Origin of the sequence: Blastococcus sp. TBT05-19 (genome assembly GCF_003319095.1) — a bacterium.
GTDB lineage: Bacteria > Actinomycetota > Actinomycetes > Mycobacteriales > Geodermatophilaceae > Blastococcus.
The window spans coordinates 335,974-358,823 of sequence record NZ_QOHI01000003.1 but is presented as its reverse complement, the minus strand read 5'-3'; the positions used below and the strand labels follow the sequence as shown (position 1 = coordinate 358,823).

The 22,850-nt window shown below is 73.1% G+C and carries 14 protein-coding genes; 2 read left to right on the top strand and 12 right to left on the bottom strand.

Going from position 1 to position 22,850, the window contains the following annotated elements; genetic code table 11:
- Window positions 1–16: 16 nt before the first annotated feature.
- The 4 genes from DQ244_RS10755 to DQ244_RS10740 all read right to left on the bottom strand — a co-directional run bounded on the left by DQ244_RS10755 (window position 17) and on the right by DQ244_RS10740 (window position 7,999).
- Window positions 17–820 (bottom strand): ABC transporter permease, encoded by an 804-nt coding sequence (locus tag DQ244_RS10755; protein WP_113811449.1) that lies wholly within the window; start codon window positions 818–820, stop codon window positions 17–19.
- Window positions 821–999: 179 nt separating this feature from the next.
- Window positions 1,000–4,062, bottom strand: coding sequence for a hypothetical protein (locus DQ244_RS10750; RefSeq protein ID WP_113811448.1), 3,063 nt, complete (start codon window positions 4,060–4,062; stop codon window positions 1,000–1,002).
- Window positions 4,059–4,511 carry a hypothetical protein gene (locus DQ244_RS10745; protein WP_113811447.1) on the bottom strand — a complete coding sequence of 151 codons (453 nt, stop codon included), beginning with the start codon at window positions 4,509–4,511 and terminating at the stop codon, window positions 4,059–4,061. The genes DQ244_RS10750 and DQ244_RS10745 overlap by 4 nt, the downstream gene beginning before the upstream one ends.
- A 65-nt stretch (window positions 4,512–4,576) precedes the next feature.
- A complete protein-coding gene (locus DQ244_RS10740) occupies window positions 4,577–7,999 on the bottom strand; it encodes an N-acetylmuramoyl-L-alanine amidase (RefSeq protein WP_113811446.1) in 3,423 nt (1,140 codons plus the stop codon).
- 402 nt (window positions 8,000–8,401) lie between these two features.
- On the opposite strand from DQ244_RS10740, the gene DQ244_RS10735 reads away from it, so the two are divergent.
- Window positions 8,402–9,943, top strand: coding sequence for an LCP family protein (locus tag DQ244_RS10735; protein WP_113811445.1), 1,542 nt, complete (start codon window positions 8,402–8,404; stop codon window positions 9,941–9,943).
- Window positions 9,944–9,956: 13 nt separating this feature from the next.
- Here DQ244_RS10735 and DQ244_RS10730 read toward each other — a convergent pair whose 3' ends face one another.
- Window positions 9,957–10,634 carry an SGNH/GDSL hydrolase family protein gene (locus DQ244_RS10730; protein ID WP_158544523.1) on the bottom strand — a complete coding sequence of 226 codons (678 nt, stop codon included), beginning with the start codon at window positions 10,632–10,634 and terminating at the stop codon, window positions 9,957–9,959.
- A 53-nt stretch (window positions 10,635–10,687) separates the two neighbouring features.
- A complete protein-coding gene (locus tag DQ244_RS19400) occupies window positions 10,688–13,045 on the bottom strand; it encodes a hypothetical protein (RefSeq protein ID WP_158544521.1) in 2,358 nt (785 codons plus the stop codon).
- A gap of 411 nt (window positions 13,046–13,456) precedes the next feature.
- Between DQ244_RS19400 and DQ244_RS10725 the strand changes: the two genes are divergently transcribed.
- Window positions 13,457–15,673, top strand: coding sequence for an acyltransferase family protein (locus tag DQ244_RS10725; RefSeq protein ID WP_113811443.1), 2,217 nt, complete (start codon window positions 13,457–13,459; stop codon window positions 15,671–15,673).
- Between the two features lie 54 nt (window positions 15,674–15,727).
- Here DQ244_RS10725 and DQ244_RS10720 read toward each other — a convergent pair whose 3' ends face one another.
- From DQ244_RS10720 to DQ244_RS10700, 6 genes are read right to left on the bottom strand one after another with little or no spacing between them, the layout of a single operon-like run.
- Window positions 15,728–16,468: a glycosyltransferase family 2 protein gene (locus DQ244_RS10720; protein ID WP_147251503.1), complete on the bottom strand. Its 741-nt coding sequence runs from the start codon at window positions 16,466–16,468 to the stop codon at window positions 15,728–15,730.
- The gene (locus DQ244_RS10715) at window positions 16,468–17,238 is read right to left on the bottom strand and encodes a glycosyltransferase family 2 protein (RefSeq protein WP_158544519.1); all 771 of its coding nucleotides are present in this window, start codon (window positions 17,236–17,238) and stop codon (window positions 16,468–16,470) included. The genes DQ244_RS10720 and DQ244_RS10715 overlap by 1 nt, the downstream gene beginning before the upstream one ends.
- Complete coding sequence (locus DQ244_RS10710; RefSeq protein WP_113811440.1) at window positions 17,235–19,454, bottom strand: lysylphosphatidylglycerol synthase domain-containing protein; 2,220 nt, start codon at window positions 19,452–19,454, stop codon at window positions 17,235–17,237. The genes DQ244_RS10715 and DQ244_RS10710 overlap by 4 nt, the downstream gene beginning before the upstream one ends.
- Window positions 19,454–20,050 (bottom strand): HAD family phosphatase, encoded by a 597-nt coding sequence (locus tag DQ244_RS10705; protein ID WP_113811439.1) that lies wholly within the window; start codon window positions 20,048–20,050, stop codon window positions 19,454–19,456. The genes DQ244_RS10710 and DQ244_RS10705 overlap by 1 nt, the downstream gene beginning before the upstream one ends.
- Window positions 20,047–20,514, bottom strand: coding sequence for a GtrA family protein (locus tag DQ244_RS19395; RefSeq protein WP_158544517.1), 468 nt, complete (start codon window positions 20,512–20,514; stop codon window positions 20,047–20,049). The genes DQ244_RS10705 and DQ244_RS19395 overlap by 4 nt, the downstream gene beginning before the upstream one ends.
- Window positions 20,511–22,835, bottom strand: coding sequence for a hypothetical protein (locus DQ244_RS10700; RefSeq protein ID WP_158544515.1), 2,325 nt, complete (start codon window positions 22,833–22,835; stop codon window positions 20,511–20,513). Before DQ244_RS10700 ends, DQ244_RS19395 begins: the two co-directional genes overlap by 4 nt.
- Window positions 22,836–22,850: the final 15 nt, after the last annotated feature.

Here is a 22,850-nt window from a genome sequence, read left to right as displayed (position 1 = left end):
GTGAGCCGGGCGGGCGTCAGACCCAGTAGGCGACGCGGGCCCGGTACCGGCGCATGACGGTCAGGGCGAGGACCCAGCCGACGACGGTGATCACCAGGACGATCACCCAGTGTCGCACCTGCTGGTCCGCCCCGAGCATGGGCGCCCGGATGATCTCGATGAAGTGCAGGAAGGGGTTGAACTCCGCGATCCGCGCGCGCTCGGCGATCGTCGGGTTCGGGCTGTTGAGCAGGTCGTCGTAGATCCAGACGATCGGCGTGAGGAAGAACATCAGCTGCACGATGCTCTGGGTGATCGGCGTCAGGTCCCGGAACCGGGTGCTCACGATGCCCGCCAGGAGGGCCACCCACGCCCCGTTGGCCACCAGCAGCAGGAAGGCGGGGATGGCGGCGAGCGCCGTCCACTTCAGCGGCTGCGGGAAGACGATGAGCATGACCGCGTAGACGATGAGGTTGTGCACGAAGAACAGCACCTGGCGCCACACCAGCCGGTACACGTGCACGCTGATCGGCGAGGGCAGGTGCTTGATCAGCCCCTCGTTGGCGATGAAGACCTCGGAGCCCTCGTTGATGCAGCCGGCGATGAAGCCCCAGACGATGAACCCGACGAGGATGTACGGGAGCTGCTCCTCCAAGGGGTTGCCGAACAGGCCTGCGTAGAGGATGCCCAGCGCGATCGCGGTGACCGCCATGCTGATGGTGATCCAGATCGGGCCGAGCAGGGAGCGCCGGTACCGCTGCCGGATGTCCTGCCATCCCAGGTGGCCCCACAGCTCTCGCTGGCGCCACCCGATCTGCAGGTCCGAGACGGTCTTTGCCATGGACGTGGGAGTGGTACGGGCCGAACGCACGCGGGGGACGGTACCCGCCGCCGGGCGCTCGGGCCCGCAAGGGCGGGGGCCAGGTGGGACTGGTCCGTCCCCGCGTGACCGACCAGTCCCACCGATCCGCTGCGTCCCACGGGTCGCAGCGGCGGACGGCCGGGCGGGAGCGCCGGGCGCTAGCGGTACTGCACGGTGGTCCTGCCGTCGACGAGGGTGATGGTGCCGTTCTGGAAGGTCTGGCGGGTGCCGCCGGGAACGGTCTCGGGATCGGTGGTGGGGTAGCCCAGACGGCCGTTCTCCCACCCGGTGCCGGCCCAGGCGTCGCGGATGGCGACGGGCAGGTAGCGCGCACCGGTGGTCTGGGTCCAGTAGATCGACCCGCGCTGGAAGTGGGCGTACCGGCCGCCGTCGGCCAGGGCGGTCACATCGGTGGTCGGGTAGCCCAGCGTCCCGTTCTCCCAGCCCGTGGCGGCCCACCGGTCCAGCACCGCACCGGAGAGCACCCGCGCACCCGTGGCCTGGGTCCAGTAGATCGACCCGCCCTGGAAGTGCGCGAACCGCCCTCCGCCGGCCAGCGCGATGACGTCGGTCGTCGGATAGCCCAGCGGCCCGGTCTCCGAGCCCGCCGTCGTCCACCGGTCGCGGACGGCACCGGAGACCACGTGCGCCCCGGTCGCCTGCGTCCAGTAGATCGACCCGCCCTGGAACCGGGCGACCTCTCCGCCGCCGGCCAGCGTGGTCACGTCCGAGGTGGGGAAGCCCAACGGCCCGTTCTCCCAGCCCTGCGCCGCCCACCGGTCCCGGATCGCACCGGAGAGCACCCGCGCACCCGTCGCCTGGGTCCAGTAGACCGACCCGCCCTGGAAGTGCGCGTAGCGCCCACCCCCGGCCAGCGGGACGGCGTCGGTGGTCGGCAGTCCCAGCTCGCCCGAGGCACCACCGGTCGCCTCGTACCGGTCGTGCACCGCACCGGTGAGCACCTTCGTCCCGGCCGCCTGCGTCCAGTGGACCGAGCCGCCCTGGAAGCGGGCGAACTGCCCGCCACCGGGCAGCGCGGCCACGTCGGAGGTCGGGAAGCCCAGCGGCCCGTTCTCCCAGCCGGTGGTCCCCCACCGCTCCCGCACCGCTCCGGAGAGCACCCGCGCACCGGTGGCCTGGGTCCAGTAGATCGATCCGCCCTGGAAGTGCGCGAACCGCCCTCCTCCGGCCAGCGCCGTCACACCCGTGGTGGCGCGGCCCAGTTCTCCGCTCACCCCGCCGGCGGCCCGGTACCGGTCCAGCACCGCACCCGACAGGGCGTACCCGGCCGTCGCCGTGGCGTGCACCTCACCACGTTCGAAGGTGACCACCACCGCCCGGCCGTCGGCGGTGGGCACCGCACCACTGGTCGGGTACCCCAGCGATCCGGTCTCGCCGCCCTCGGCCCGCCACGCGACGACGACCGGTGCGGGCAGCACGTGCGTGCCGGCCACCGGGTGCACCGACACCGACCCGCCCTGGAAGTCGCCGATCCGCGCGACCCCGTCCGCGGTGAGGCGGGCATCGGCCACCGGCATCCCCAGGGCGCCGCCGTCGGCACCGGCGGTCATCCAGGCGTCCCGCACCGGCCCGTCGACCCGCCACGCCCCGGCCGCCTGCGACCAGTAGATCCAGCCCCGCTCGAACCGCACGGCCTGCCCCTTGCCCCCCGGCGTGGCCACCGCGTCGGCCGCCGGGAAGCCCAGCGACCCGTTCTCCCAGCCGTGGGCCCCCCACCGGTCGCGCACCGGCGCGGACAGCGCCCGCGCACCGGTCGCCTGCGACCAGTAGACCGACCCGCCCTGGAAGTGCGCGAACATGCCGCCGGAGATCGCCGTCCCGTCGGTCGTGGGATAGCCGAGCGGGCCCGACTCCCAGCCCTGCGCCGCCCACCGGTCCCGCACGACCCCGGACAGCATCCGCGCACCCGTTCCCGGCGACCAGTAGACCGACCCGCCCTGGAAGTGCGCGAACATGCCGCCGGAGATCGCCGTCCCGTCGGTCGTGGGATAGCCGAGCGGGCCCGACTCCCAGCCCTGCGCCGCCCACCGGTCGCGGATCAGACCGGACAGCGCCCGTGCGCCCGTGCCCTGGGTCCAGTAGACCGACCCGCCCTGGAAGTGCTGGAAGCACCCGCCGTCGCGCAGACCGCACGTGGTGTCCGACACCGGGTACCCCAAGGACCCGACCTCCCAGGTGAGCGAGGCCCAGCGGTCCCGGACGGCGCCGCTGCCCACGATCCTGGCCCCGCTCGCCGGCGACCAGTAGATGGCGCCGTTCGCGTAGTTCTGGAAGCAGCCGCCGTCGCGCAGCCCGCAGGCGACGTCGCCACGGGCGACACCCAGGGGGCCGCTGTCGCCGCCGGTCGTCGCGTAGCGCCCGGTCACCTCCGCGGCGCCCGGGACCTGCGTGGACCCGAACCAGTCGGTGAAGAAGATCCAGAAGTTGCGGTTGCCGTAGGCCGAGCAGCCGTCACCGGTCCCCTTGCCGGCGGCCAGCGCGGCCCCGTTGGGCTGGTAGGGCGTGTAGTTGTACAGCCCGGCGGTGGCGCGGTTCTCGATGAACACCTGCGAGGACCCGCACCCGGCGTTCGGGTGGTACCGGACGGTGTTCACCCGGCCTGCCCGGTGGTTGAACTGGTCGGGGTTGCGCGAGTAGTACTGGTAGCGCGACGCAGCGCTGTAGAGCTGGTTGAACAGGTGCGCGTACCGGGGGTCGCACGGCGCGGTGTCGGGGCAGCCGTACCCCATCGCCTTCTCGTACTTGACCGGCTTCAGGCTGCTGCCGCTGGAGGTGACCAGGCTCTGCTCCTTCTGCAGGATCACGAGCAGCACCCGCTGGCTGATCCCGCAGGCGGCGCCGACCTTGGCGATGATCGTGGCGGCCGGCTCGTTGGGGGCGCCCACGTAGGTGCCCGGGCAGAGCGAGTCGGCGGGACGCGTGTACGTGTCCTGCCGCGCGTCCTGGAGGCACGGCGTCCCGTCGGCGGCGGGCACGCACCGCGGGTTCCGCTGCTCGAGGAAGGCCTGCACGTCTCCGGCGGACATGGCGTTGCCGTCGTAGAACAGCTGGTCGCTGATGATGTTGCCGGCGCGGAAGTTCGCGGTGTCGGCGGACTCCACCAGCTCGACCGGCCGGGGTCCGTCGTCGGTGGCCACCGCCACCACGAGGGCGCACGCGGCGGCGGCCACGACGGCGACGGCGCGGCGGAGGCCGGTCATTCCGGGACCTCGACATCGAGCGGCTGGGAGGTGCCCTCGGTCGTCGCGGACGAGTACTGCAGCCGCACGGTCCACGTACCCGGTGCGAGCTCCGCGCCCGGGACCGACAGACCGGGGCACACCGTCGTCGTCGCGTCGGCGACCGCCGGGGCGCTGGCCGAACGGGTACGCCCGTCCGCGGTCACCTCGAGGACGCAGGTGCCCCCGTCCTCCACCACCGGGCTGACGTAGCCGGCCGCCTCGACCGCATCGCTGCCCGCCTCCCATCCCGCGTACGACAGGACGACGTCGGTCGCCTCCGGACGGGGTGCGTCCGTCGCCGCCGGCTCATCCCTCGACGGCGGCGGCGACGACGCCGGCGCGCCGGCCGCCGCCCCGTCGGCGGTGCACGAGGCGAGAGCCGGGACTGCCAGCGCGATCAGCAGGACGGCGGTGGTGGAGCTACGCACGGGGAGGTGCCTCTCTGGTGGTGCGGGCGCGTCGCTGACGCGCGGGACGATCGGTCCCCGGGGGGTCAGCGGTACTCCACGCCGACCCTGCCCGCGCTGATGGTGATCGTGCCGTTCTGGAAGGTCTGGCGGGTGCCGCCGGGAACGGTCTCGGGGTCCCTCGTCGGATAGCCCAGGCGGCCGTTCTCCCAGCCGGTGCCGGCCCAGGCGTCGCGGATGGCGACGGGCAGGTAGCGGGCTCCGGTGGCCTGGGTCCAGTAGATCGACCCGCGCTGGAAGTGGGCGTACCGGCCGCCGTCGGCCAACGTGCCGACGTCGGTGGTCGGGTAGCCCAGGATCCCGTTCTCCCAGCCCGTGGCGGCCCACCGGTCCAGCACCGCACCGGAGAGCACCCGCGCACCCGTCGCCTGGGTCCAGTAGATCGACCCGCCCTGGAAGTGCGCGAACCGCCCGCCCCCGGCCAGGGACTGCACGTCGGTGGTCGGGAAGCCCAGGGAGCCGGCCTCCCAGCCCGCCGCCGCCCACCGGTCGCGCACCGCGCCGGAGACCACGTGCGCCCCCGTGCCCGAGGACCAGTACACCGAGCCGTTCTGGAAGTGGGCGTACTGCCCGCCGCCGGCCAGCGTGGTCGCGTCGGAGGTCGGGAAGCCCAGCGGCCCGTTCTCCCAGCCCTGCGCCGCCCACCGGTCGCGCACCGCACCGGAGAGCACCCGCGCACCGGTGGCCTGGGTCCAGTAGACCGACCCGCCCTGGAAGTGGGCGAACCGCCCACCCCCGGGCAACGCGGTCACGTCGCTGAGCGGCAGCCCCAGGGTGCTGGACGCACCACCGGCCGCCTCGTAGCGGTCCCGCACCGCACCGGTGAGCACCTTCGTCCCGGCCGCCTGCGTCCAGTAGATCGACCCGCCCTGGAACCGGGCGTACTGGCCGCCGCCGGCCACCGCGGTCACGTCCGAGGTGGGGTAACCCAGCGGCCCGTTCTCCCAGCCGCCCGCGGCCCACCGGTCTCGCACCGCGCCGGTCAGCACCCGCGCCCCGGTGGCCTGCGTCCAGTAGATCGACCCGCCCTCGAAGTGCGCGAACCGCCCACCGTCGGGCAGCGCCGTCACGCCCGTGGTGGCCCGGCCCAGCGGGCCCTCCAGGCCACCGGCAGCCCGGTACCGGTCGAACACCGGCCCCGACAGCACCTGCCCGGCCGAGGCCGTGGCGTGCGTCTCGCCACCCTGGAAGGTCACCACCACGGCCCGACCGTCAGCGGTCGGCACCGCGTCGCTGACGGGGTAGCCGAGCGTCCCGGTCTCCCCGCCCTCGGCGCGCCAGGCCGCCGCCACGGCCGACGGCAGCACGTGCGTGCCGGCCACCGGGTGCACCGACACCGACCCGCCCTGGAAGTCGCCGACCCAGGCCACGCCATCAGCGCTGGACCGGGCATCGGCCACCGGCATGCCCAGCGTTCCGCCGTCCGCACCGGAGGCCAGCCAGGCGTCGCGCACCGGCCCGTCGATCCGCCACGCCCCGGCCGCCTGCGACCAGTAGATCCAGCCGCGCTCGAAGCGCACGGCCTGCCCCTTGCCCCCCGGCGTGGCCACCGCGTCGGCCGCCGGGAACCCCAGCGGCCCGTTCTCCCAGCCGTGGGCCCCCCACCGGTCCCGCACCGGCGCGGACAGCGCCCGCGCACCGGTCGCCTGCGTCCAGTAGATGGACCCGCCCTGGAAGTGCACGAACAGGCCGCCGGCGATGGCCGTGACGTCGGTCGTGGGGTAGCCGAGCGAGCCGGTCTCCCAGCCCTGCGCCGCCCACCGGTCCCGCACGACACCGGAGAGCACCCGCGCACCGGTCGGCTGCGACCAGTAGACGGATCCGCCCTGGAAGTGCGCGAACTGCCCACCGGGGATCGACGTCACGTCGGACGTGGGGTACCCCAGCCCGCCGGTCTCCCAGCCCTGCGCCCCCCACCGGTCCAGCACCGCGCCGGACAGCACCCGCGCACCTGTCGTCTGCGACCAGTACACCGAGCCACCCTGGAAACGCTGGAAGCACCCACCGTCCCGGAGACCGCACACCGTGTCCGACACCGGGTAACCGAGGGGGCCGGTCTCCCAGCCCTGCGCGATCCAGCGGTCGCGGACCGGACCCCGGACGACGTGCGCCGCGGTCTCGTACGAGGCGTAGATGGAGCCGTTGGCGTAGTGCGCGTAGGCACCGCCGCCGTCCGGCGTCCGCGCGGGCGTCGAGGTCACCGCGCCGAGCACCCTCCGGGCCTCGGCATCGGAGGCGTAGCGCTGGTGCACCAGCGGGACCACCGCTCCGAGGATCCCGCTCGTCTTGCCGCGGATCTCGTCCAGGCGTGCGTAGCCGTACCGGCCCGGGCAGGCGGTGCTGCCGACGTCGCGGTGCCCGAAGATCGTGGGCACGGTGGCGGCCACGCCCTTCGCGTACCTCGAGGTGCCACCGCCACCGGACACCAGCGTCGTGCTGCCGACCGGGTCCACGCCGTAGAGCGAGAACTTCCAGGCGATGATCGCCGCGACCGAGTCGATCATCGGCTGCGGGGTGGCGACGAGGTCGTAGTTGCCCAGCATCGAGACGCCGAACGTCCCGGTGTTGAAGCCGCCGGCGTGCGCACCGATGACGGTGCTCGCCAGGCCGCCGGCGCGCCCCTCCCAGAGCCGGCCGAACTTGTCGACGACGACGTTGTAGCCGATGTCGCCCCAGCCCAGCTTCTGCGAGTGGTACGTGTAGATGTTGCGCATGATCTGCGGCACCTGGTCGGCCGTGTAGTTGTTCGAGTCCGCGGTGTGGTGCAGCGTCGCGGCCTTGATCGTCGGCGCGTACTCCGAGCCCCAGGTGCGGATCCGCTCGTCGGCGCCCCACTGCGCGCGGGAGTACACGTTCGGCATCGCCATCGAGGCGTCCGCGGTGTCCTGGATGTCAGGGGACCCGAGCGCGGTGTCCGCCGGGCTCACCGGGGAGCTGATCAGGTCCAGCTGCACGTCGGTGGGCGCCGCCCCCGACCGCGTCACCAGCTCGACCTCGACGCCCCTGCTCGACCCCGTCCACAACGGCTCCGTGCCACCGCGGATCTGCCCGCCCCCGGGTCGCTGCTCCGGGTCGGGACCCGAGTCGTCCGTGCCCACCTCGGTCCACTCGCCCCACGCGCCGGCGGCGTCCTGCGTCCGGAGCTGCGCACGGACGTCGGTGACGGCCGGGTCGTGCGCCCACGTCACGCCGACCAGCGAGAACTCGTCGACGTCCGTGCGGGTCACGGTGAGCACCGGCGCGGTGTCGCTCACGCCGTCGACCGGGGCGGTCGTCCCCTCCTGCACCTCGGCGGCACCGACCGGCGCCTCCAGGGACCCCAGCTCGATCTCGGAGCTGGCCACGGGCACGGGCACCGGCTCGGGGGTCGGCGACGAGTACACCGGCAGGACCAGCACGAGGCCGGCGATGGCGACGAAGGCGATGAGCCCGGCGGTCAGTCGGCGCACGAAATTGTCCTCCGGTGGTGCGGTGGTCCGCGCCCGATCGGGGCGCAGGCGTCCACCTGGGAACATCGTCAGGGAACGGGGCGACTTGAGTCGACACCCCGAGAAGTCGACGCGGTCCCGGGCAGGCTGTCGCGGTCCACGGTCGCACCCGCGGCGGTGACCGGTGTGACGGGTGGGACGCGTGCGCACGCCGGGGACCAGACGGTCTGCCGGGTTCCCGGGGTGGGTGTCGGAACCGGTCCGTCCCGCCCCGTCCTGGCTACGATCGAACCCGTCTGAAGCCCGTCGTCCGCCCGTTCCGGGCGCCCGTCGACGGCGCCGAGCCGGTCAGCGCCGATCGGCCCCGAGGCCGCGCCGACGCCCCCGTCGCGGGGCCGATCCCCCGTGAGTGAGGAATTCACCGTGAGCCGAGACCGCCACCAGCAGGACGGCCCCGCCGGCCGCTCGCTGCCCGCGCGCCTCGACCCGCGAGCCGGCCTGCCGCCGCGCTCGCGCACCGGTGGCGACGCCGGCGAGCCGCGCACCCCCGGCCGTCGTGGCGGTCGCGCCGCGGTCACCGCCCGGGTGGTGGCCGGTCTCCTGTCGGCGGCCCTGCTCGCGGGTTCCGGGTGGGGCTGGTACCTCGGACAGGTCGCCTCGGCGACCGTCAACCGCACCGATGCGATCCCGACCGACGGCAACGAGGGCTCCGGGAACGCCGGCGCGGCGATGAACCTGCTGCTGGTCGGCAACGACAGCCGCAGCTCGCTGTCCGAGGAGCAGCTGGCGCAGCTCAACGCCGGAACCGACTCGGGCGTCAACACCGACACGATGATCCTGGTGCACGTGCCCGCCGACGGGTCCCGGGCCTCGTTCGTCTCCTTCCCGCGCGACTCCTACGTCGACATCCCCGGCTACGGCAAGGACAAGCTCAACGCCGCCTACGCCTACGGCTACGCCGAGGTCGACGAGGAGGCCGCGGAGAACGCCAAGCAGGCCTCCGGCGCCCAGCTGCTGGTCCGCACGATCAGCCAGCTCACCGGGCTGAAGATCGACCACTACGCCGAGGTCGACCTGCTCGGCTTCTTCAACCTGAGCTCGGTCGTGGGCGGGGTCGAGGTCAACCTCTGCCAGGCCGTCGACGACTCCTTCTACTCCGGCGCGGTGTTCGCCGCCGGGCCGCAGACGATCAGCGGCGCCGAGGCGCTGAAGTTCGTGCGCCAGCGCCACGAGCTGCCCCGCGGCGACTTCGACCGGATCATCCGGCAGCAGGTCTTCATCGCCGGCGTGCTCCGCAAGATGCTGTCCGACGAGGTGCTGCTCGACCTCGGCAAGCAGCGCGAGCTGGTGCAGGCCGCTGCCGAGTCGCTCACCGTGGACAAGAACCTCGACCTGCTCCAGCTCGCCGAGCAGATGCAGTCGGTGACCGCGGGCAGCATCGAGTTCCAGACGATCCCCTACGTCGGCACCGACCGGGACGCGCAGAACCGGTCGATCATCCGGCTCGAGGACGAGGACACGCTGCACGACTTCTTCGCCGACCTCTCCGCGACGCCCGAGCCTGCGGCGCCCGCGACCACCGAGGCCCCGGCGACCGTCGCCCCCGCGCAGGTCCCGGTCGACATCTTCAACGGCTCGGGCACCTCGGGCCTGGCCGCCAAGGCGTCCGCCGCCCTCTCCGCCGCGGGCTTCCCGGTCGGCTCCACGGGCAACGCCGCCTCGATGGACTTCGCGCAGACCGAGATCCGCTACGTCGCCGGCGACGAGGACCTGGCCAACACCGTGGCCGCCGCCATCCCCGGCGCCGTGCTGAAGGAGAGCCAGGACCCCTCGAGCGGCACCGTGCAGGTGATCCTCGGCAGCGACTTCAACGGGGTCGGCCAGGCCGTCACCCCGGCCGCGCCGGCGGAGGAGACCCCGGGCGCGGACGCCCGCACCGCGGCCGACACCACCTGCATCAACTGACCGGCGCTGCCGGTCAGTCCCCTGCTGCCGCCACGACCGCCTCGCCCAGCGCCTCGCCGATGAGCGCTGCGGCGCGGGCGGTCGGGTGGATGCCGTCGTCGGTCATGCCCGGGGCGTAGCGGTCGTCCACGCGCACGTCCTCCATCGCGTCGACGAACTCCCACCCCTCGTCGTCGGCCAGCTCGGCGAGCACCTCGTTGGTCGCCACCGCGATCTCCGGTGCGGCGTCCCGCGGAGGTACCGCCGAGATCACCACCTGCTCGACGCCCACGCGGTCCACGACGGCACGGATGTTGTCGGCGGTCGCCTCGCCGGAGATCCCGGAGCGCGGGTCGTTGGTGCCGGCGAGGACCACCAGGACGTCCGCGTCGACCGGGGTCGCGGCGGCCACCATGTCCTCGGTCGTCGCGCCGGCGCGGGCCCAGCCCCCGGCGAGGCGCGTCCCCTGACCGGTGGCGGTGTGCAGCCAGGACGTCGGCCCGATCCTCCCGCGCGGGACGTCGCCGTCCGCCTGGGTGATGGAGTCGCCGATCACCGCGAGCCGGACGTCGGCCCCCGCCCCGGCCGCCGGTGGCGCGGGATCCGGGCCCTGGTCACCGCCGCTGGAGCACCCCGCGAGGAGGGTGCCGACGGCAGCGACGAGGACCGCTCCGCGGCCGAGGGGACGAGGACGGGACGCGGTGCGGAACACCGGCACAGTGTCCCAGAGGGCCGGACGGCGCCCGGGCCCCCGGGGGACGGACGTCAGCGTGCGGGGAGGTCCGCCCCGGCCCGGCGCTCGCGGCGCAGGCCCGTACCCACCGCCACCACGAGGAGGAGCGCGCCGAGCCCGGTGCACCACGGGAGCACCCGCGCGCCGATCGGCTCGAAGAAGATCTCGAGCCGGCCGGAGTCCACGCCGGCGGGGAGCTCCACCTGCAGCACCGCGTCGGCGAAGGCCGACACCTCCACGGGCCGGCCGTCCAGGGTCGCCCGGAAGCCGTTCCAGTAGGGCGTCCGGAAGACCAGGCGCCCCTCGTCGTCACCGGTCGACACGGTGTAGCTCTCCAGCGGCTCGCCGAGCGTGGCCACGCCGTCGTTCGGTGCCGCGTCCTCCACGGAGACACCTCCGGTCGGGGCCAGACCGACCCGGCCGGGCAGCGGCTCGCGACGCACGTACTCCGTCCAGCCGTCGCGGGTCTCCCCCTGGTCCCAGTTCTTCGCGAAGTAGGTGCCGATCGACAGGGGCACCGCACCCTCGACGCCGAGCAGCACGCGGTTCGACGACAGGATGTCCAGCCAGGGGACGTCCGCCCCCTCCGGGACCCGGAACCAGGCCCGCTGCTTCGGGTCCAGCGAGCTCTGGTAGTCGGCTCGGACGTACCGCTGGACGCCCTCGGGCCAGACCGCCAGGGACCCGTACCCGGGCCGGAAGCCGGCCAGCAGGTTGAGGTTCCCGCCCAGCACCCCCTGGTCCCAGCCCCGGTCGTCGAAGTCGTCGAAGGCCCGGAAGGCGTAGACGGTGAGGGAGGTGTCGGTCGCGAAGGAGTTCTGCCGGAACTCCTCCACGGTCGTCCCGACGTCGTTGCCACCCGACTGGGGCCGGTAGATCGGGACGCCCTCCTGGTCCTCGTCCAGGACGATCAGCTCGTACCGCTCCTGGACGGTCGACTGCAGCCCGAGCTGCAGGGGCAGCGCCGACGCGCACACCGCGAGCACCGTCGCGGCCGCTGCCGGGCGCACCCAGCGCCGGGAGGCGGGCCGGAGAGCCGGAGCGCCGGAGCGCAGGAGGAGGACGACGGCCGCGAGACCCGCCAGCGCGAGCAGCAGGGCGATGACGTGCCAGCGCCAGAGGACCGGGGACCGCATCATCGCGACGACGAACTGCAGACCGACGAGCCCCGCGGCGACGGCGACCCGGCGCCGGGTGAGCGTCGTAGCCGCGGTGAGGGCGAGGACGACGAGCAGCCCGAAGGCGACCTGGACGACCGAGAGCAGGCGGAAGGGGATGCGGAAGACCAGGAAGTAGTCGGGGAGCTGGGTCCACAGCACCGCGGCGATCCACAGGCAGGCGGCCGTCACCACGCCGGGACCGCGCACGGCCCGCCGCCAGTCGACCAGCGCCACCAGGGGCAGGGCGATGACCGTGGTGCTGAAGATGGGGAGGCTCGAGGCGTTCAGCAGGGTCGTGCCGCCGACCAGGATGTCCAGCAGGTTGGTGCCGGTGCCCGCGGCGCCGATCGTCGCCGCGGGCGGCAGGCGCCACATCCACGGCGCGACGTCGAGGGCGTTCACCAGCGTGGGTGCGCTGAGCACCGTCCCCGCCAGCAGCGCGACGACGGTCGCCCACGTCCGGCGCTCCCGGAGGACCGCACGCCCGCCGACGCGCCAGCGCTCGTAGGCCTGGCAGGCGACCAGGACCGGGAGCAGCGGCCAGATGTAGGGGTTCCCGGCGCCCACCGCCGCGGCGAAGGCGAGCCCCACCCCGAGGACGCCGTACCAGCGTCGCGAGCTGAGTGCGGCCCACAGCCAGACGAGCGCGGCGAGGCTCCACATCGACGGCGTCCAGGCCGGTCCGTACCAGAGGAGGAACCCGCCGGTCGTGACCCCGATCGCGGTCGCGACCGCCAGCGCGGGCCGCACGTGGTGGTTCAGCAGGAGCGCGAGGGCAGCCGCCCCCAGGACGAGGAGGCACAGCCAGCCGTGGACGGTGGACACGAGGACCAGGTCCTGCTGGTCCCCGGCCCACACCATGAACGGCCAGCGGAGGACGTCCAGCGTCCCGTTCTGCATGTCCGCGGTCAGGTTCCCGGCCATGCCCTGGTCCGGGTCCAGCAACGGCAGGGAGCCGTCGCCCAGCTGCCGGCCGAGCCACCAGTACATGGGCATGAACTGGATCTGGGCGTCGTCGAACCAGAAGAAGCGCGGCGCCACGGCGCGCAGCACGGCCAGCAGGCACAGCTGCACGGCCAGGTAGAGCGGGAAGGCCCACAGCCCCGGCCGCCGACCGGTTCCCGTCCTCCCGCCGTCCGGGTCCGGGACCGTCGTCGGCACCCGGCCCGCCGCCCCGATGCCGCGCGCATCGTCGGTCGGCGGCTCGGTGATCGGCCGGGACAGGCTCATGAGGACTCCGTTCGGGGCGCACGCGCACGGGAGCCGGACGACGGCGCGAGGCGTGGACGCTGTCCCCGGTACGGGCCCGGGCGACGCGGCTGCTGCGGACGACGATAGCCAGGCGCCGCGAGGAGGCGCCCCGCACCGTGTCGCGTGGGACGGACGGTGCAGGACCTCCTCCGAGTGTCTGGCCTCTCGTCACGATCGGTACTTTTTCGTCTCCGTTTCGTTACAGTTCGAGTGAACAGAAGGTCGGGTCGTGCCGCTTCGGGCGGCCGCGCCGAGCGCCACCTGTTCCGCCGCGGCGAGCGGGCGGTCCGGACGACTCCTGGCACGGGAGCGTCGGCGCCGGCGGACGCCGCGCACCGATCGACGAGCAGTTGGGCCGTGGGGCCCCCACGGACGTGAGATGAGGGCAGCGTGCCGGTTCACCGGGAGACGACCATCGAGCGAGGCACCGGCGTGCAGATGCCGCCGGCGGACGACCTGACGGCCCGGATCCCCGCTGTCGACGTCGGCCGGGCTCCCGCCCGGCCTGCGCGCCCCGCGCCGCGCGCCGAGGCGACGTCGGGCGTCCGGGTCGAGATCCAGGCGCTGCGCGCCCTCGCCGTCTCCCTGGTCGTGATCTACCACGTGGTGCCGCTGCGGATGCCCGGCGGCTACGTCGGCGTCGACGTCTTCTTCGTCGTCTCGGGCTTCCTCATCTCCGGCCACCTCCTGCGGGAGGTGGAGCGGACGCAGCGCATCCAGCTGGCGAGGTTCTGGGCCCGCCGGGCCCGGCGGCTCCTCCCCGCATCGCTGCTCGTCCTGCTCGCCTCGGCCGCCGCGACGGTGCTCTGGGTCCCGCAGACGTACTGGCAGGGCTGGCTGCGGGAGATCGGCGCCTCGGCGATCTACCTGGAGAACTGGGTGCTGGCCTGGGACGCGGTCGACTACCTGGCCGCGCACAACGTCGCCTCGCCCGCGCAGCACTACTGGTCGCTGGCCACGGAGGAGCAGTTCTACCTGCTCTGGCCGCTGCTGGTCGTCGGCTCGGTCTGGCTCGCGAGCCGGCTGCGGGTCCACCGGCGCGCGGCGATCGCGGCGGTGTTCGGCGTGCTGACCGCGGGCTCGTTCGCCTACTCCCTCTGGACCACCCAGACCTCCCCGCCGGACGCCTACTTCACCACTCCCGCGCGCGCCTGGGAGTTCGGGCTCGGTGGCCTGCTCGCGGTGTGGGCGGCCACTCCCCCGGCGGGCCGGCACCGGCTCCGCACGGTCGTCTCGTGGGCCGGTTTCGGCGCGATCGCCTACGCCGCGTTCGCGTACACCGCCGAGACCCCCTTCCCGGGGACGGCGGCCCTGCTCCCCGTGCTCGGCACCGTGGCGGTCATCTGGGCCGGCGCGCCGCAGGGCGACTGGAGCCCGACGAAGCTCGCCGACTTCGGCCCGGTCCGCTTCCTCGGCGACATCTCCTACTCCGCCTACCTGTGGCACTGGCCGCTGGTCGTGATCCTGCCGTTCGCGCTGGGCCACCCGCTCGGGACGACGTCGAAGGCGGGCATCGTCGTGGCGACGCTGGTCGCCGGCTACCTCACCAAGATCTGGGTCGAGGACCCGGTGCGCACCGGCACCTTCCTGGCCCGGCGCGGGACGGGCACCACCTTCCTGGCCACGGCGGTCGCCACGGCTGCCGTCGTCGCCGTCGCCGCGGCCGGCTGGCTGCACGTGGGGAACTCCGTCGCGCAGGCCGAGGTGGCCGCGCAGGCGGCCGCGAGCAGCTCGGACCCCTGCTTCGGGGCCGGCGCGATGCTCCCGGGGCGCGACTGCGCCGATCCCTTCGCCAACCAGGGCGATGCAGCCAACCCGATCTTCGCCAAGTCCGATGCCTCGGACGGCCTGCAGTGCGCGCAGGGCGGCACCGATACGACTCCCAGGACGTGTCGCTTCGGCAGTTCGACCCCCACGGAGACGGTCGCGCTCATCGGCGACTCGCACACCGCGAGCCTCTACGAGGCTTTCCAGGAGGTGGCCGAGGACCGCGACTGGGCGGTGGTCACCTACTTCAAGTTCGGCTGCCCGGCGCTCGGCACCGATCGCATGCTCGGGCCCGGCATGCCGCTGGACGAGGCCACCGCGTGCGGCGGCTGGTCGCAGAACGCACTCGAGCAGATCGCCCAGGACGAGTCGATCACCCGCGTGTTCACCAGCTACCGCAACGACATCTACAAGTGGGCGGAGGACGACGGGACGCTGCTCGACGGCATCCCCGTCGAGGCCGCCCAGGCGCCTCTGCGGATGCTGGCCGAGGCCGGCAAGCAGGTGCACGTGGTCCGCGCCGTGCCCACGACCGGCGGTGTGCACCTGGGCGAGCTGAAGACCCTCGAGTTCAACGTCCCCGACTGCGTCGCGAACGCCGTCGGAGCCGATGACCCCTGCGCCGGTCCTCGTGCGGTGCGCGTGGCTCCCGACCACCTCGCCGACGCCGCCCTCGCCATGGGCGACGAGCGGGTCTCGGTCCTCGACCTGACCGACGCCTTCTGCGACGCGCAGACCTGCCACACGCTCATCGGCGGCGTGATCGTCTACTCCGACGGGAGCCACGTCACGAGCACGTTCTCGCGGACCCTCGGGCAGTTCCTGGACCGGCAGCTGTAGCGCTGCCGTCCCACCGGTGCGGCCGGCTCCCCTCGGGGAGCCGGCCGTACGCGATCAGACGGGGCGGCCCGTGGCCTGGTAGGCGGCCAGCTCCTCCGGCGTCCCGAAGCAGTAGAAGTCGCCGCGCACCAGGCCGACGCGGCGGCCGGAGGCGATCAGCTCGTTGAAGATCAGCGACACGTAGTACTCCGGCATGGCGGCGTCGATCTGCTTGGCCATCAGCAGGTCCGCCGCCTCCAGGAACACCCGGGCGGAGGTGAACGAGTAGACGCCCATGAGCGCGTCCGAGGAGATGGCCTGCTTCTCGGCGGTCCGGACCACGAGGCCGTCCGCGCCCACCTCGGCGAAGCTGTACCGGGGCTCGGTGGAGCGGAAGGACAGCAGGAGCCCGTCCAGGTCGCCCTGCTCGACCGCCTTCTCCAGCGCCGCGAAGTAGCCGGGGCTGTCGAACGCGATGTCGCAGTCCATGATCACCAGCGGCTGGTCCGGGTCGAGCCGGTCCCGGGCCTCCAGGCAGGTCTCGACGGCGCCGCGGGTGTCGCGCTGGAGCTGCACGATCCGCGCCTCGGGCTCGGCGGCGAGCACCTGCGGCGTCAGGCCGTGCTCGGCGTCGTCGTCCGCGCGGACGACGACCGTGACCGTCTTGTCGCCGGCCCAGGGGGCGAACGAGCGGAGCGCGCGCTGGAACATCGGGCCACCGTCGACCTCGATGAGCGGCTTGGGCGTGGTGATGCCGACCTTGCGGAACCGGGTGCCGAGCCCGCCCATCGGCATGAGCACCTGCAGGGTGGTCATCACTGCACCTCGTCCCACTCGTAGTCGCGCGGCTCGGCCGGTGCCTCGGACGTGCGCCGGCCCACCCGCCACCGGGCCAGGTTGACCAGCGCCGTCCGGAAGATGTTCCAGTTGCGCGCGTTGGACACCTGGTCCTCCTCGCGCCAGGTGATCGGCACGAAGGCGAACCGGACCTTGCGCGCCACGAGGTCGAGGATGAGCTCGTAGTTGAACGTCAGCTTGTCGGCGAAGCGCAGGTAGGTGGCCGGGTCGAGGTCGCGCAGGGCGAAGAGGTTGAGCCCCGAGCCGAGGTCCTGCAGGGGGCGCAGGGCCACCGCGCTGTAGACGGTGTTGAGCACCCGGTTGCCCCAGACCCGCTTGGCGTCGTAGCCGTGCAGGCGCGACCTGCGGCTGAACCTCGACCCCAGGACCGTCTGCGTGTCGGGGTGCGCCGCTGCGTGGTCCAGGAGCAGGCCCACCTCGGCGCTCGCGGCCTGGTTGTCGCCGTGCAGGATCACCACGTGGGTGTGCCCCGCGGCGCGGGCGTGCTCGAAGGCGACCTTGTGCGTGCCCCCCAGGCTGTTGTTCTGCCGGGTGCGTAACACCCGCAGGTTCGGCAGCCGCCCGGTGCGCTTGTGCTCGAGCGCCCGCTCGAGCGTGTCGTCGGTGCTGCGGTTGTCGATGACCCAGATCTCGGCGACGCGGGCGGCCAGCTCCGGGGTGATCTCGTCGAGCACCCGGCCGATCTGCGGCGCGCAGTTGTAGGCCGGGATGGCGATCACGGTGTTCACCGGCTCAGTATCTCCTGGCGCCGCGCCGGCCCACCGACGGCCGTGCGGTCCTCGTCCTGGGCGGGCGGGTCGTACTGGTCGAGGAAACCGTTGAGGGCCTGGATGCACACGCCGTAGTACTTGAGCACCGTCCCCCCGTTGATCGCGACCCGGTGCGTCAGCATGCGGCCGTAGAACAGGCCCACGTGGAAGAGCACCGCGCGCTGCTCGGCGACCGTGAGGTGCCGCGGCATGATCTCGGTGCTCACGTGCTCGGCCAGCTCCGCGTAGCGCGCCGAACGGGCGTCCCGGTAGGTGATCTCGGGCAGGCCGTCCTGCTCGCCGAGCACGACGGGGTCCTCGTCCTCGTTGAGGAACTCGTAGCCGTAGAGCAGCGACTGCATGTGCCGCGCGAAGTCGATGACCGGCCCGCGCAGCTGGTTGTCGTCGGACGGGTCGATGATCAGCACGTCCCGGGCGGGCAGGTCCACGAGGATGTTGTCGACGGTGAGGTCGCCGTGGATCTGCGCCGACGAGCGGAACGTGGCCAGGTCGTTCCAGGCGATCTCGTGGCCCTGGATCCGGGCGAGCACCCGGTCGAAGTTGTCCAGCTCCTGGCCGTTGACCACGATCCGGTCGGCCTTGAGCGCCTCGGCCAGCGCGGGGTGCGACTCGGCGGCCGCGCGCACGCGCATCACGAAGCGCTCGGTCACGTAGTCGTCCCTGACGTCGGGCCGGTTCTCGAGCTGCCCCAGGTCGTAGACCCGGCCGTACATGTACGCCCAGACCTCGCTGAGCTTGGCCGCGCTCTCGGCGAACGAGTTCTCGTGCACGTACTCGAACAGCGGCACGCTGCTCGGCCGGTACTCGAGGTCGATCGCGTAGTGGTCGGGCGCGTGCTGCTCGCGGAGCACCGTGACCAGCTCTCCGTGGTCGGCCCGCTCGGCCAGCCAGTCGTACTGGTTCTTCAGCCGGTGCGCGTACTCCGGGGGGACCATCTTCTTGACGAACAGCTCGCCGTCACCGCTGGTGGCCAGCAGGGTGACGGCGTTGGAGCCGCCCTTGAAGAACCGGACCAGGCTGACGTTGCCGTTGACCTCGAGCCGGTGCATCACCTGGCTGAGCCGCTGGCGCTGGAAGTAGGCGTCGAGGAAGTGGGTCATCGACCCGGAGATGTCCTGCTCCCGGCCGAGCTTGTTGGCGTAGCCGTCGGACGGCGCGAGCTCGGCGCCGGCGATCGGGGCGCTGGTGCGCCGGGCCCAGTTGACGAAGAGCGCGACGACCGCCACGACGAGCACCGGGACGGTGACGACGACCCAGGACGCCGCGGCGAACAGCGCCACCGTGGAGACGTCGAGCGACGTGCTGCTGGCGAAGAAGGCCTGCACGTTCTCGGCGTAGGACCCCGGGGCGCCGTTGCCGACGCTGGGACTGACGACCCCGGCCGGTGCCGCGGCGGCGACCAGCGCCGCCTGCCCGCCGAGCACCGGGAAGACGGTGAACGCGGCGATCGCCGCGGCCGCCGCGTAGCAGGCCCAAGAGGTGAGGGTGAGGACGGCGTAGCGGGCCAGCTGGCGCCGCTGGCGGAAGAACCGCTGGAACCCGAAGATCACCGACCACAGCTTGAAGCGGGCCCGGTTCTCGAGGTCGTGGTTCAGCCAGCTGGTCGCCTGCCAGGCCACCCGCATGAGCACGGTGTTCTCCCGCACCAGCGCGGCGAACGAGGCGATGAGCAGCACCGAGACGGCCAGCGCCACCATGGCCGCGACCGGGACGACGCCGAAGTCCGCGCTGCCGACGACCCCGAGCAGCACGAGGAAGGCGACCGACACCAGGACGACGTCGATCAGCCGCTCGAGCACGACGGCCACCAGCGTGTACAGGAAGCTGATCCGCAGCGTCTTGGCCACCAGGTAGGACCGGACGACCTCACCGATCCGGAGCGGCCAGACCACGTTGAAGAGGTAGCCGATGGACAGGTGCCGGAACTGGCCGGCCAGGCTTCCGCGGCGGACGTTGTCGATCGGCACCTTGGTGCGGGCCGCACGGAGGACGTGCCCGACCAGCTGCACGGCGGAGGCCGCGAGCAGCGCGAACCAGCCCGCCCCGGACAGCCCGGAGGACAGCCGCTCCCACATGTCGCTCAGGGAGGGCCAGGTGAAGGCGGTGAACCCGGCGAGGGACAGCAGCGCGACGACGATCAGGGCCAGCCGGCCGCGCGAGTAGCGAGGGACCATCAGAAGTGCGGCACCTCGAGGACGGACAGCCCGGCCGCCAGGGCCGCCTGACGACCGGTCTCGGAGTCCTCGAAGGCCAGGCCGTCGGCGGCGTCCACGCCGAGCTCGGCGAGCGCCTTCAGGTAGCCCTCGGGATCGGGCTTGCTGACGGCCACGTCGTCCCCCCAGACCACGACGTCGAACAGCTCCCGCAGGCCGTGCGCGGCCAGGATCTGCTCCCCGTTGCCGGACTTCGCGGTGCTGACCAGGGCGGTCCGGTGGCTGGGCCCCACGAGCCGCAGGAACGCGACGAGCGCGGTGTTCACGGTCGTGCGGTCGAGCAGGTCCGCGTAGAGGGTGCTCTTGGCGGCGCGGATGGAGTCCACGGCCGCGACGTCGATCCCCGGGAGGAGGTCGGGGATGAAGTCCCGCGAGTCCTTGCCCCAGGTCGTCGCGAACTGCTCCGGGGTCAGCTCGTGCCCGGCGCTGGCGAAGGCGGCGCGGTAGGCCTCGTAGTTGGCCTCCCGGGTGTCCACGAGCGTGCCGTCCAGGTCGAACAGCAACGCCCGGACCGTGCTCACGTACCTGGCCATGCCCCGCTCCCCCACCGTCGTCATCGCGTCGCCTCCCTGGCCTCGACCACGTCCCGGCCCGCGAGCGGGCGGTCGCTCGGCGACTCCGACGGCCGTCCCGAACGCCGGAAGATGACCTTGCTGAACACGAAGTTGGCGGCGAAGGAGAGGGGCAACGAGACCAACTTACAGATGAAGGGCAGCCATCCCGTCGTCTCGTGCAGGATCTGGATGACGATCGAGAAGGTGGCGATGGAGACGGCGTAGTAGCCGACGAAGACCGCGAACGAGGACGGCGAGCGGTCGGCCCGGAAGACGTAGCGCGTCACGACGAGGTACATCACCACGACGGCGCAGCCGGAGCTGAGCACGTTGGCCACGCCCGGCGCGGCCCCCAGCCGCACCGCCGCCTCGAAGACGCCGAGGTCGACCGTGAGCCCGAGGCAGGTGCCCACCAGGAACCGGAGCACCTCCCGCACGAGGGCGACCAGCCGATGCCGCCCGGTCACCGCCGGGAACCCACCCGGTCGACGGCGGGCCGGCGCCCGGAGCGCCACCCCAGGAACGCGTGCGCGCCGCCCGCCAGCACGATGAGGAGGAGGCCGGTGACCAGCGCGGGCGTCAGCAGGACGACGCCGAGCGGGCGGAAGGAGATCTCCAGCCGGCCGTCGGTGACGTCCGCCGGCACGTCGATCGCCAGGGCCGCGCCGTCGACGCTGGTGACCTCGAGCGGCCGGCCGTCGAGCGTGGCCTCGAGTCCGGGGTACTGCGGGATGCGGAACGCGAGCCGGCCCGCGGTGTCCCCGGTGGAGACCACGTAGGTGTCCATCGGCCGGTCGACCCGCGCGAGGTCGGAGGTCCAGTCGGTCATCGAGACCGTGACGTCGGCGGCAGCCGTGATGCGTCCGGGCAGCACGTCGTCCCGCTGGTACTCCGTCCAGTTCTCGCCGGTGCCCGCCGTCCGCCAGCCCGAGTCGAAGTGCTCGCGGATCTCCGCGGGTGCGTCGTTGTCCAGGATCACCGTGTCCGAGGACAGGAGCTCCAGCCAGGACACCCCGGTCTCCCCCGCCGGGGCGAGCAGCTCGTCGGGCTCGGAGCAGGTGATGCCCTGGTAGGTGCGGCACCAGTGCTCGTTGATCCCGTCGTGCCACACGGCGAGAGCGCCGAAGCCCGGCCGCAGGCCGGCCGGCAGGTTGGCGTTGCCCACCAGCACCCCGGACGACCAGCCCCAGTCCGGGTCCAGGCCGAAGGTGATGACGGTGGCCGCCGTGTCGGTCCGGACCGCCCGCTCCCGGTACTGGTCGACCCGGGTGCCCATCCAGTACCCGTTGGCCAGGGCCCGGAAGGGCTGACCGCCGCTGTCCGTGCCCTCGATCGAGTCCACGCGCTCCTGGACGGAGACCATCATCTGCACGCTCACCAGCGGAGCGAGGGTCACCAGCAGCGCGAGCACGACCCCCGCCTCCCGGCGGAACCGCGGCCCGGCGAGGTGGACGACCAGAGCGGCCAGCCCGGCCGCGGCGACCACGCCGGCGACGATGTGCCACTTGTAGAAGACCGGTGCCCGGAAGCAGGCCAGCAGGAACTGGGCGAGCACGATGCCCGCCGCGACCCGCACCCTGGTCCGGGTGACCCGTCGCGCGGCGACGAGCGCGATGAGCGCCAGGGCCGGCAGGAACACCTCGGCCACGACGACGTAGCGGAGCGGGTACCGGAAGACCGCCACGGTCGTGGGCAGCTGGGTCGCCACGACAGCGGTGAGGTAGACCAGCCCGGCGGGGACCACACCGGGGGCGCTCACCGCCCGGCGCCAGTCGACGAAGGCGAGCGCGGGCAGCGCGACGAGCATCGTCGCCAGGGCCGGGACCAGGCCGATGTTCCCGCTCCACGCGTTGGTCTGGCCCATCAGGGTCGCCCCGCCCAGGACGACGTCGGCGAAGTTGGCGACGGCGAAACCGACGTTGCCGATCACCGGGTCGCCCTCGGGCCGGCCCATGACGCTCGACAGCTCCACGGTCGTGAGGAGCGTGGGGAGGGCGACGACGACGCCGCCGACCGCGGCGACGGCGCGCAGGACCAGGTCGCGGTCCACCACCCCGCGCCAGCCACCCGCCGCCCGGCGGCGCTCGACGACGTGGCCGAGGACGAGGACGACCACGAAGAAGAGGACGTAGGGGTTGCCGGAGGCCAGCAGCGCCCAGCTGGAGACCCCGATCACGAGAACGGCCAGCGGGCCGCGGGCCACGAGCCCGAACCAGAACCACGGCAGCCAGGCGACGCTCCACAGCAGCGGCCACCACGAACTGCCGTACCAGAGGAAGAAGCCGCTGGACGCCATGCCGATCGCGCCGGCCACCGCGAGGACGACCGGTACGCGGTGCGTGAGCAGGACCGCCAGGGCCCCCAGCCCCAACCACGTGACCGAGACGGCGCCGAAGAGGAAGGAGATGACGACGAAGTCGTCGGAGGAGGCCGCCAGTGCCTGCATCACCCAGTGCAGCGGGTCGAGCGCGCCGTACTGCATGTCGGCGAGGACGTTCCCGCCCATGCCCTGCTCGGGGTCCAGGAGCGGCGGCCGGCCGCCCTCGGCGTTGCGTCCCAGCCACCACATCATGGGCAGGAACTGGCCGAGGGAGTCGTCGAGGTAGAAGAAGCGGGGGGCGACGCGGCCCAGGGCGAACAGCACCAGCCCCTGCAGACCGATGTAGGCAGCGACCGCGGTCAGGGCGTCGCCGAGGCGGCGGGGCCGCTGCTCGCGCCCGACCGCTGGTTCACCGGTACGGGCCGCCGTGGGGACGTCGTCCCGCTCATCGACCGTCACGTCGAGCACGTCCTGCGACCTCTC

Bases quoted from the DNA above. Each gene is read 5' to 3' on its own strand.
- DQ244_RS10755 (WP_113811449.1), bottom strand. From the start codon at position 820: ATGGCAAAGACCGTCTCGGACCTGCAGATCGGGTGGCGCCAGCGAGAG.
- DQ244_RS10750 (WP_113811448.1), bottom strand. From the start codon at position 4,062: ATGACCGGCCTCCGCCGCGCCGTCGCCGTCGTGGCCGCCGCCGCGTGC.
- DQ244_RS19400 (WP_158544521.1), bottom strand. From the start codon at position 13,045: ATGAGCCTGTCCCGGCCGATCACCGAGCCGCCGACCGACGATGCGCGC.
- DQ244_RS10720 (WP_147251503.1), bottom strand. From the start codon at position 16,468: ATGACCACCCTGCAGGTGCTCATGCCGATGGGCGGGCTCGGCACCCGG.
- DQ244_RS10710 (WP_113811440.1), bottom strand. From the start codon at position 19,454: ATGGTCCCTCGCTACTCGCGCGGCCGGCTGGCCCTGATCGTCGTCGCG.
- DQ244_RS10705 (WP_113811439.1), bottom strand. From the start codon at position 20,050: ATGACGACGGTGGGGGAGCGGGGCATGGCCAGGTACGTGAGCACGGTC.